Genomic DNA, 9,398 nt, shown 5'->3' with positions numbered 1-9,398 from the left:
CAAGGACGTCGAACTCGCCGCATAACCCCAGCAACACCAAACCACCCCGAACCCGACAGGGATGCCTTGACGAAAGACATAGAGGCACCCCCCGCCGGTCCGGTGAGGGCGGACTGCCGCAGGGACGGGGTGAGTGCGAGTGCCCGGGCACGCCACTGGGCACCCTCCCCGTCACTGCGCACAGACCCGCAGCGTCGTCTCCAGGCTGGGGCCGGCCGAGTCCGGGATCAGCATCCCCGCCTCCACGCCGCTCCTGAGGCAGGCCACGATGTCGGCGGTGATCACCTCGCCGGGTGCCAGGACGGGTACGCCGGGCGGGTAGGGACTCACCATCTCGGCCGCGACCCGGCCCACGGCACGGTCCGCAGGGACCTGTCGGCGGGGCCGAAGAAGGCGACACGGGGTGAGACGGCCTGTTCCAGCTCGAAGGCGTGGGAGGGCGGGAAGGTCACCTGGGCAGGCCTCTCGATGTCTCCGCCTCCTGGGTCAGGCGGCGAACGGCGTCCAGCAGTACCGCCTCGGTGGCGTCGTCGTCGGCATGGGTGAGCTGCGCGTTGATCCGGCAGGTGTCGGCGGCCCCCACGTCGACATGGCAGTAGGTCCGCAGCCACTCAGCGGCCTGCATGCCGCTGATGCCAAACCCCCGGACGTCGATCGAAAGCTTCAGCGGGTCCAGGTCGGCCGCGGCCCCGGGACGCACGACCTCCTCGCCCATCACGGACAGGCCCGGCAGCGCGTCGATCGCCTCTTGCACCCGGGCGGCCCGCTCCACGGCGGTACGCAGCAGCCCCTCCCCCTGCTCGACCATGTGCCGGCGCCAGCCGCCGGTACCCGCCCACGAGCCGGACAACCCCGGCACCCGCCACCCGCCACCCGCCACCCGCACGACCACAGCGGACGGCCGGGACGAGAGTTCCGGTCGGCCGGCTCCTCAGGGCTCGGCGGGTCGGCGAGCGGTGCGGACGTCCCTCCGGGGAGCGGGGCCGAGATCCCCCCGAGCGCATCGGCACGGTCGCGCTCCGCCGGTCACCCCGCCCGGACGACGGGAGAGGCGTCGGGGTCCGCAGGGGCGGTGGAGGAAGGAGCGGTGGGAGAAGGGAGGGTGGGAGAAGGGACGGTGGGTGAGGCGGCGGAGCGGAGGGCCTGGACGACTGCCCGGACGGAGGGGCGCCGGCCGCCGTCCTCCCGCCAGACGGCGTAGACGTGCCGGCGTATGGCGTGCCGCACCGGCACGATGCGCACTCCGTCGGGGACCGGCCCCCGGCCGAGGCGGGGCGCGACGGCCGAGCCTAGCCCGGCCGCGACCAGGGCGAGCTGGGTGGCGTGCTCCTCCGCCACATGGGCGATCCTCGGCTCGACGCCCTTGGCGCGCAGCGTGTACATCAGCCAGTCGTGGCAGAACCCGCCCGCCGTCCAGGTGATCCACTCCTCGTCCGCCAGGTCCTCCAGCGCGACGCTGTCCCGGCCGGCGAGGGGATGACCGGCAGGAACGGCGACATCGGCGGGGTCGTCCAGCAGGGCGGCCTTCGCCAGGCCCTGCGGAAGGGGCAGCGGACGGTTGTACCAGTCCAGGACGACGGCGAGGTCGACGTCGCCGCGGGCCACGTCCCTCGCCGCCTCAGCCGGCTCCGTCTCCTGGAGCAGCGGGCGCAGACGCGGGTGGTCCCTGCGGAGGGCCGCGAGGACCGCGGGGCACAGTCCCCGGGCGGCCGTGGGAAAGGCGGCCAGGCGCAGGTCGCCCACGGCCTGGCCCCGGTGGGCCTCCAGTTCCGCCTCGGCCAGTTCCACCTGGGTCAGGACCCGGCCGGCGTGGTCGGCGAGCAGGCGGCCGGCATCGGTCAACCGGACCCCGCGACCGTTCTTCACCAGCAGCCGCTGTCCGGTCTCCCGTTCCAGCTTGGCGAGTTGCTGGGAGACGGCTGAGGTCGTCACGTGCAGCACGTCGGCCGCGGCGCTCACCGAGCCGTGCCGGGCGACGACGCTCAGCGTCCGCAGACGCTCCAGGTTCAACATATAAGGAATGCTAACCAATGCAGCCAACTAAATTTACGTTGTGCTTACACGTGGTGGTGCGGCACCTTGAAGCCATGAACACCCAGCCCGTCGCGGCCCCGACCACCCCACCGGCCGTCCCCGAGTCCTCCCCCTCCGATTCCGTGCGGCAGCCGGCTGCCGTCCCTCCGGCGGCGCCCCGTTCCGGCGGGAGGACGAGGGCGGCAGACCGTGACGGTAAGGGCCAGGCGAACACACCGGGTCCCGCACGGCGGCAGCCCGGTGGTCGCATGCTCGACTGGCGGCTCCGCTTCGGCGTACTCGCCCTGATATGGGGCTTCAGCTTCCTGCTCATCAAGGTCGGCACCGACAGCTTCGCGCCGCTGTACGTGACGCTGGGCCGGGTGGTCTTCGGTGCGCTGGTGCTGCTGGCGGTGCTGGTCGCCCGGCGTGAGCGGCTGCCGCGACGGCCCCGGACCTGGGCGCACCTGACGGTCGCCGCCCTCTTCCTCAACGCCCTGCCCTTCTCGCTCTTCGCCTACGCCGAGCTGACGATCCCCTCCACGCTCGCCGGCATCTGCAACTCCGCCTCCCCGCTGTGGGGGATGCTCCTCTCACTCGTCGCGCTCTCCGAGGACCGGCCGAACCGCCGGCGGGTGGGTGGGCTCGTCCTCGGCTTCCTGGGTGTCCTGACCGTGCTCGGCGCCTGGCAGGGTTTCTCCGGCACCGATCCCGTCGGCACGCTGCTGGCCCTCGTCGCCTCCCTCTGCTACCCGGTGGGGTGGATCTACCTGCGCCGCACCCTCGGCGGGGCACAGGAGTCGCACCTGGCCCTCTCCAGTGCCCAGATGGTGATGGCCACCGTCCTGCTCGCCGCGGTGACGCCGTTCCTGGCACCCGCCCCCAGCAGCCTCTCCCTCGCCTCGCTCTTCGCGGTCCTGGCCCTGGGCGCTCTGGGCACGGGCGTGGCCTTCCTGCTGCAGTACGGCCTGGTCGCCGAGGTGGGCCCGACCACCGCCCAGATGGTGACCTACTTCGTCCCGGTGATCGCCACGGCCGCCGGCGTGACGGTGCTGGGCGAGGACCTCAGCTGGAACACCCCGGTCGGCGCGCTGGTCACCCTGGCCGGGGCCGCCCTCACCCAGACGACGCCGCGCCGGTCACGGGTCGTGCGCCAAAGCCCCGCGCCGGCACGGTAGGCGGGCGGTGCGGCGCCTCCCGAGGGGGTGCGGGCCGGGCCGCCCCTCGGGGGAGCGCCTCAGTCATAGCGCCTGCCCTCCTCGTGGGCGCCGCCGATGGCGGCTGCGACGGCGTCGGCGACCGCCGGCGCCTCGTCCTTTGGCAGGGAGGAGACCGTCACCCTGACCGCCTGCGGGGTACGGATGCGGAACCGCGCTCCCGGGGCCACCGCCCAGCCGGCCCGGAGCAGTCCCGCCACCGCGGTCGTCTCGTCGGGGACGGGCACCCACACGTTGAGCCCGCTGCTGCCGCCGGCCGGGACCCCGCGCTCGGCGAGGGCGTCCAGCAGGGCGGTCCGGCGGCTGTCGTAGGCAGCCACCACCTCCCGGCGGTCGCGGCGCCCCGTGCGCCACAGGTGGGCCACCGCGTCCTGCAGCAGGTGGCTGACCCAGCCGGGGCCGAGCCGCTGCCGGCCCCGGACGCGTTCCATCGTGACGGCGTCACCGCTCAGCACCGCCAACCGCAGGTCGGGCCCGTAGGCCTTGGCCACGGAACGCACCACCACCCAGTGGTCCGTCGCCCCCGCGCCTCCCAGAGGGTGCAGCGGCAGGCTGACGTTGTCGTGCCCGTGGTCGTCCTCGACGAGCAGGACCTGCGGGTGGGCGCCGAGTACCGCACGCAGCCGCGCCGCACGTGCCTCGCTCACCGCCGCGCCCGTCGGGTTCTGGGCGCGCGCCGTCACGATCACCGCTCGCGCCCCGGCCGCCAGGGTCTGCTGCAGCTCCTCGGGCAGCGGCCCCTCCTGGTCCACGGCCACCGGCGCCACCCGCAGGCCGAGCGTGGGGACGAGGTCCAGCAGGTTGCGCCAGCCCGGGTCCTCCACGGCGACGGAGTCCCCGGGGCGCAGGTGCGCCGCCAGCACCCGCTCGATGCCTTCAAGGGACCCGGAGGTGACGGCGAGGTGGTCACCGGGCACCCCGTCGGCCTCGAACGCCTCCCGCGCAGCCGCGGCGAGCCCCTCGCTCACCGGCGGCGCGCCGTAGAGGGTGGGGGCTGCTGCACTGCGGCCGGCTGCGGCGGCCAGCGCCGGCCCGAGGTCCGGGAGCAGGGCCGGGTCCGGGTTGCCGTGGGAGAGGTCCCGCACGCCGGGCGGGACCGGCACGCGAGGAGCGTCCCGCGAGGTGGACGCGGGGCGTTCCCGGATGCGGCTGCCCAGCCGCCCTCTGGTTTCGATCACCCCCCGGTCCCGCAGCGTCCGGTACGCGGCGGCGACGGTGTTCGGATTGACCTCCAGGTAGACGGCCAACTCACGCAGTGGCGGCAGGACTTGCCCCGGAGACAACTCACCTGCACTCACCCCCCGCTCCACGCTGGCCGCGATCTCCGATGCGCGACGCCCTTCGATTCGATACTCTCCTAGCACAAAGAAGAGTATGCACTAGTTCAAAGGGGTTCGCAATGGAGTCGCCACACACCACGCAGCCGACCGCCGGGGATGCCGCCACACCCTCCTCCCAAGCGACCGCTCCCCGGGTGCCCGCCGCCTACCTCCCCACCGACCTGACCACCCCCACCCGCAGCCCGAAGCGCGCCCGCTACGACCACGAGACCGTCCACGCCGTCCTCGACGCCGGCTACCTCTGCCACCTCGGCTTCGTCCGCGACGGCCGTCCGGTCGTCCTCCCCACGCTCTACGGCAGGGACGGCGGCCACCTCTACCTGCACGGCTCCACGGGGTCCCGGCCGTTGCGCGCGGCGGGCGGGGAGGACGGCCTGCCGGTCTGCGTGACGGTCACCCACGTCGACGGCCTGGTGCTGGCCAAGTCCGCATTCCACCACTCCGTCAACTACCGCAGTGTCGTGGTGCACGGCACAGCCCACACCGTCACCGACCCGCAGGAGAAGACGCGCGCCCTGGACCTGCTCGTCGACCACGTCCTGCCCGGCCGCGCCGCCGACTCCCGGCCCGCCGACGCCAAGGAGCTGGCAGCCACCGCGGTGATCCGCCTGGACCTGGCGGAGGTGTCGGTCAAGATGCGCACCGGCGGCCCCTCGGACGACCCCGCGGACGCGGACCTGCCCTACTGGAGCGGCGTCCTGCCGGTGGTGACCTCCTACGGGACGCCCGAGCCGGACGGGGACCGAGCCGAAGGAACACCCGAGCCCTCCTACCTCTTCGCCCGCTGAGGAGCAGTCGTGCTGATCCGTCCCTGGGACGCCCCGCTGGCCGATGCCGAGTGGCAGGAGTTCCTGCGTACCCACCCCTTCGGGCAGCTGGTGGTGAACGGGCCGGCGGGCGAACCGCCGTCGGCCCAGCCCCTGCACTTCGCCTTCGACGCGGAGACCGGGCATGTCGTGAGCCACCTTGCGCGCCCCAACCCGATATGGCCGCTGCTGGCCGCGCGTCCCGAGGTGTTGCTGAGTGTCGTCGACGACTACACCTTCATACCCGGCCCGTGGCAGGCGGCGCCCGAGCAGCCGCCGGAGCACGGCGTGCCCACCAGCTTCTACGCCGCCGTGCAGCTGCACTGCCTCGCTCGCGTCGTGGACGACCCCGAGGAGAAGGCCGAGCTGCTCGGGCGCCATGTGGCGGCGTTCCAGCCACCGGGCACCTCGGCGCCGGTCAGCGCCACCGAGGGCCCCTTTCACCGTCAGCTCCCCGGTATCCGCGCGCTGGCCCTGGAGGTCGTCGGGGTGCGGGCCAAGTTCAAGTACGGCGGCAAGCGGGAGGAGGCCGTACAGGAACGCATCGCGGGCCGCCTGGCCGAACGTGACGCCCCCGGGGACGCCGCGGCCCGCGCACACCAGCTCAGACGACTGGCGGCGCGACACGGGGCATGACGTCGCGCCCCGGCGGGCCGCCGCCGCGGACCGACCGTTCCGCGCACCGGCGGAGGCGTGCCGGGGTCTTGCCGGCCCAAGCCCTCGGGACATGGCCGGCAGCCGGCGTCACCCCAGGTCGGGGACGGTGAGCGAGCCGTCCTCGCCCAGCACGAAGCCGGGGTTGTGGGCGATCTCCCAGGGGTGGCCGTCGGGGTCGGTGAACACCCCGGCATAGCCGCCGTAGAAGGTCGTGGCCGCCGGCCGCGTCACGGCGGCACCGGCAGCCGCTGCCGTCTCCATGACGGCGTCCACCTCCGCCGGGGAACGGACGTTGTGGGCCAGCGCGATGCCGCCGAAGCCGGTCCCCTCCCCCTCGGGCAGACCGCAGTCCCGGGCCAGGTCCGCCCGGCTCCACAAGACGACCACCAGCGGGCCGGCCTGGAGGAAAACGGTCTCCTGGACTTCCTGCCCGTGCCACCCCAACTGCTCGTAGAAGGCGCGGGACCGCGCCAGGTCGGAGACTCCCAGCGTCACCAGGCTGATTCTCGGTTCCATGCCGGGAGCGTAGTGAGCCAGGTGGGCGCCCACCGCCGAAGAGCCGGCCGGCCCCGTCCGTGTCGCCGGGCCGGGCCGGGCCCGGTGGCGGAAGCGCCCAGCGGGCCCCGCGCGCCGCCTTCAGGCCCGGGACCCGCTGGGCCGGCGGGCCCGGTGGCCGCGCGCGCTCCCGCCCGGCAGCTCCCCGCGGGGCGGCAGGACGGACCCTGGCGGACGTCGGGCACCGCGCCGTCCGTCCAGACGGACGGGCCCCGGACGACCTCACCCCTCGTCCGCCAGGATCAGGTACAGCTCCTTGCGTGCCCTGTTGACGACCCCCAGCGCCTTCTCGCGCTGCTCCGGCGTGCCGGTCGTCCACACCTGGCGGAAGGCCTCGACCAACCCGCCGCCGGCCTTGCGGGCCTCGTGCACGGCGTCCCAGTCGACGCCGCGACCGGCGTCCTCCCAGGGGGCCTCCGGTCCGGCCTCGGCCTCCTCCACACCGGCCTCGGTGAGGGAGAACAGCTTCTTGCCGCCCTCACTGGCGTTGCCGATGAGCCCCTCGTCCTCCAGCAGCTGAAGCGTCGGGTACACCGAACCGGGGCTCGGCTTCCACACCCCGCCGCTGCGTTCGCCGATCTCGCGGATCATCTCGTAGCCGTGCATGGGGCGCTCCTTCAGGAGGGCCAGGATCGAGGCGCGGACGTCCCCGCGGCGCGCCCGTCCCCGGGGGCCGCCCCTGCCTCCCCGGCCTCCGAAACCGGGGCCGAAGCCGCCCCGCCCGGGACCCGGGCCGCCGAAGGGGGGACCGAAGGGGCCGAAGGCCCGCCGCTCGTCCACCCCGTGGCCCCCGAACCCCCCCGGGCCGTCGAACCCACCGGGACCGCCGAATCCGCCACCGCGGTGCGCCCGGCCGTGCTCATACCGTCCTTGACCTTGGAAACGCATGACTCTCTCCTTCGTACGATCGGTTGCGATATCTCGACGATATATCGCTGACAGTCGTACGGCAAGAGGTGACAACATTCCCGCCCCCACCTGACACCTCACTCGATCGAGTCGCTTTCCCTCCCGACGGGACGGCCCGACCTCCCCCTCGGTGAAACTGGGACGGTGAGCCGGCAGAGGCCATCGCCCACACGCCTGCGGCCTGCGCCCGGCCCGGGCCCGCGAGTCTTCCGCCCCGACGGCTCGCCGGAGCGCCACCGGGGGACCGCCACCCTGCGCCGGGTGGGGCGAGTGAGACGCCACCGAAGGCCGGACCAAGGCCGATCCCGCCCCTCGCACCCCCGAATCGCAGCCACGCCTTTACATAACCATGCGCGGTTATGCATACTCTTCCCATGTCTAAGGTCCTCACCTCCCTTCCCGCCGGCGAGCGCGTCGGCATCGCCTTCTCGGGCGGCCTCGACACCTCGGTCGCGGTCGCGTGGATGCGCGACAAGGGCGCCGTCCCGTGCACCTACACCGCCGACATCGGCCAGTACGACGAGCCCGACATCGCCTCGGTGCCCGGCCGCGCGGAGACCTACGGCGCCGAGATCGCGCGTCTGGTCGACTGCCGCGCGGCGCTGGTCGAGGAGGGCCTGGCCGCCCTCACCTGCGGGGCCTTCCACATCCGCTCGGGCGGGCGCGCCTACTTCAACACCACACCGCTCGGCCGCGCCGTCACGGGCACCCTGCTGGTCCGGGCGATGCTCGAGGACGACGTCCAGATCTGGGGCGACGGCTCGACCTTCAAGGGCAACGACATCGAGCGGTTCTACCGCTACGGCCTGCTCGCCAACCCGCACCTGCGGATCTACAAGCCCTGGCTGGACGCGGACTTCGTGACCGAGCTCGGGGGCCGCAAGGAGATGTCGGAGTGGCTCCTGGCCCACGACCTCCCGTACCGGGACAGCACGGAGAAGGCGTACTCCACCGACGCCAACATCTGGGGCGCCACCCACGAGGCCAAGACCCTGGAGCACCTGGACACCGGCGTGGAGACCGTCGACCCGATCATGGGCGTGCGGTTCTGGGACCCTGCCGTCGAGATCGCCACCGAGGACGTGACGATCGGCTTCGACCAGGGCCGCCCGGTGACGATCAACGGCAAGGAGTTCGCCTCCGCCGTCGACCTCGTGATGGAGGCGAACGCCGTCGGCGGCCGCCACGGCATGGGCATGTCGGACCAGATCGAGAACCGGATCATCGAGGCCAAGAGCCGCGGCATCTACGAGGCGCCCGGCATGGCCCTCCTCCACGCCGCCTACGAGCGCCTGGTCAACGCGATCCACAACGAGGACACCCTCGCCCAGTACCACAACGAGGGGCGCCGCCTCGGCCGGCTGATGTACGAGGGCCGCTGGCTGGACCCGCAGGCGCTGATGGTGCGCGAGTCGCTGCAGCGCTGGGTCGGTGCGGCGGTCACCGGCGAGGTGACGCTGCGGCTGCGGCGCGGTGAGGACTACTCGATCCTCGACACCACGGGCCCGGCGTTCAGCTACCACCCGGACAAGCTGTCCATGGAGCGCACCGAGGACTCGGCGTTCGGCCCAGTGGACCGGATCGGCCAGCTGACCATGCGCAACCTGGACATCGCCGACTCCCGCGCCAAGCTGGAGCAGTACGCCGGGCTCGGCCTGATCGGCAGCGCCAACCCCGCCATCGGCGCCGCCCAGGCAGCGGCGACCGGGCTGATCGGCAGCATGCCGGAGGGCGGCGCCCAGGCCATCGCGTCCCGTGGCGAGGTCTCCGACGACGACGAGCTGCTGGACCGCGCCGCGATCGACTCCGGCACCGACTGACCGCTTGGTCGAGTAGGCGCTCGAACCCACCGGGAACGACGCACCACCCGCAGGGGCGGGCCCGGCGCCGGACGGCGCCGG

10 protein-coding genes are annotated in these 9,398 nt (G+C 73.5%); 4 read left to right on the top strand and 6 right to left on the bottom strand.

Translation table 11 applies throughout. The annotated features are described in order from the left end of the window. Positions 1-171: 171 nt before the first annotated feature. From ACFV3R_RS34330 to ACFV3R_RS34320, 3 genes are all read right to left on the bottom strand, one after another. A complete protein-coding gene (locus ACFV3R_RS34330) occupies positions 172-354 on the bottom strand; it encodes a hypothetical protein (protein WP_385591428.1) in 183 nt (60 codons plus the stop codon). A gap of 94 nt (positions 355-448) precedes the next feature. Further along, on the bottom strand, positions 449-808 hold the full coding sequence (locus ACFV3R_RS34325) for a hypothetical protein (RefSeq protein WP_385591426.1): 360 nt from the start codon (positions 806-808) through the stop codon (positions 449-451). Positions 809-1,026: 218 nt separating this feature from the next. Further along, complete coding sequence (locus tag ACFV3R_RS34320) at positions 1,027-2,013, bottom strand: LysR family transcriptional regulator (protein ID WP_385591424.1); 987 nt, start codon at positions 2,011-2,013, stop codon at positions 1,027-1,029. 74 nt (positions 2,014-2,087) lie between these two features. Here ACFV3R_RS34320 and ACFV3R_RS34315 point away from each other — a divergent pair, with 74 nt between their 5' ends. Then, positions 2,088-3,191, top strand: coding sequence for a DMT family transporter (locus ACFV3R_RS34315; protein ID WP_385591421.1), 1,104 nt, complete (start codon positions 2,088-2,090; stop codon positions 3,189-3,191). A 59-nt stretch (positions 3,192-3,250) separates the two neighbouring features. Here the strand turns inward: ACFV3R_RS34315 and ACFV3R_RS34310 are convergent, their stop codons facing one another. Further along, a complete protein-coding gene (locus tag ACFV3R_RS34310; protein WP_385591419.1) occupies positions 3,251-4,594 on the bottom strand; it encodes an aminotransferase class I/II-fold pyridoxal phosphate-dependent enzyme in 1,344 nt (447 codons plus the stop codon). A 35-nt stretch (positions 4,595-4,629) separates the two neighbouring features. Between ACFV3R_RS34310 and ACFV3R_RS34305 the strand changes: the two genes are divergently transcribed. Both ACFV3R_RS34305 and ACFV3R_RS34300 read left to right on the top strand, forming a co-directional pair. Further along, entirely contained in the window at positions 4,630-5,358 is a 729-nt protein-coding gene (locus ACFV3R_RS34305; protein WP_385591416.1) for a pyridoxamine 5'-phosphate oxidase family protein, read from the top strand. A gap of 9 nt (positions 5,359-5,367) precedes the next feature. Continuing rightward, positions 5,368-6,012, top strand: a complete 645-nt coding sequence (locus ACFV3R_RS34300; RefSeq protein WP_385591414.1) for an FMN-binding negative transcriptional regulator — start codon at positions 5,368-5,370, stop codon at positions 6,010-6,012. 108 nt (positions 6,013-6,120) lie between these two features. On the opposite strand, the gene ACFV3R_RS34295 is transcribed toward ACFV3R_RS34300, so the two are convergent. After that, on the bottom strand, positions 6,121-6,549 hold the full coding sequence (locus ACFV3R_RS34295) for a VOC family protein (protein WP_385591412.1): 429 nt from the start codon (positions 6,547-6,549) through the stop codon (positions 6,121-6,123). A 261-nt stretch (positions 6,550-6,810) separates the two neighbouring features. Continuing rightward, complete coding sequence (locus ACFV3R_RS34290; RefSeq protein WP_385591409.1) at positions 6,811-7,476, bottom strand: PadR family transcriptional regulator; 666 nt, start codon at positions 7,474-7,476, stop codon at positions 6,811-6,813. Positions 7,477-7,871: 395 nt separating this feature from the next. On the opposite strand from ACFV3R_RS34290, the gene argG reads away from it, so the two are divergent. After that, the gene (argG, locus tag ACFV3R_RS34285; protein WP_385591407.1) at positions 7,872-9,317 is read left to right on the top strand and encodes an argininosuccinate synthase; all 1,446 of its coding nucleotides are present in this window, start codon (positions 7,872-7,874) and stop codon (positions 9,315-9,317) included. Positions 9,318-9,398 lie beyond the last annotated feature (81 nt).

It is taken from the genome of Streptomyces sp. NPDC059740 (assembly GCF_042733155.1).
Taxonomy (GTDB): domain Bacteria; phylum Actinomycetota; class Actinomycetes; order Streptomycetales; family Streptomycetaceae; genus Streptomyces.
This window is presented reverse-complemented; position numbering and strand designations above follow the sequence as displayed.

Coding starts and splice junctions, on each gene's coding strand:
- argG (WP_385591407.1), top strand. CDS start 7,872: ATGTCTAAGGTCCTCACCTCCCTTCCCGCCGGCGAGCGCGTCGGCATC.
- ACFV3R_RS34315 (WP_385591421.1), top strand. CDS start 2,088: ATGAACACCCAGCCCGTCGCGGCCCCGACCACCCCACCGGCCGTCCCC.
- ACFV3R_RS34290 (WP_385591409.1), bottom strand. CDS start 7,476: ATGCGTTTCCAAGGTCAAGGACGGTATGAGCACGGCCGGGCGCACCGC.
- ACFV3R_RS34320 (WP_385591424.1), bottom strand. CDS start 2,013: ATGTTGAACCTGGAGCGTCTGCGGACGCTGAGCGTCGTCGCCCGGCAC.
- ACFV3R_RS34295 (WP_385591412.1), bottom strand. CDS start 6,549: ATGGAACCGAGAATCAGCCTGGTGACGCTGGGAGTCTCCGACCTGGCG.
- ACFV3R_RS34305 (WP_385591416.1), top strand. CDS start 4,630: ATGGAGTCGCCACACACCACGCAGCCGACCGCCGGGGATGCCGCCACA.
- ACFV3R_RS34325 (WP_385591426.1), bottom strand. CDS start 808: ATGGTCGAGCAGGGGGAGGGGCTGCTGCGTACCGCCGTGGAGCGGGCC.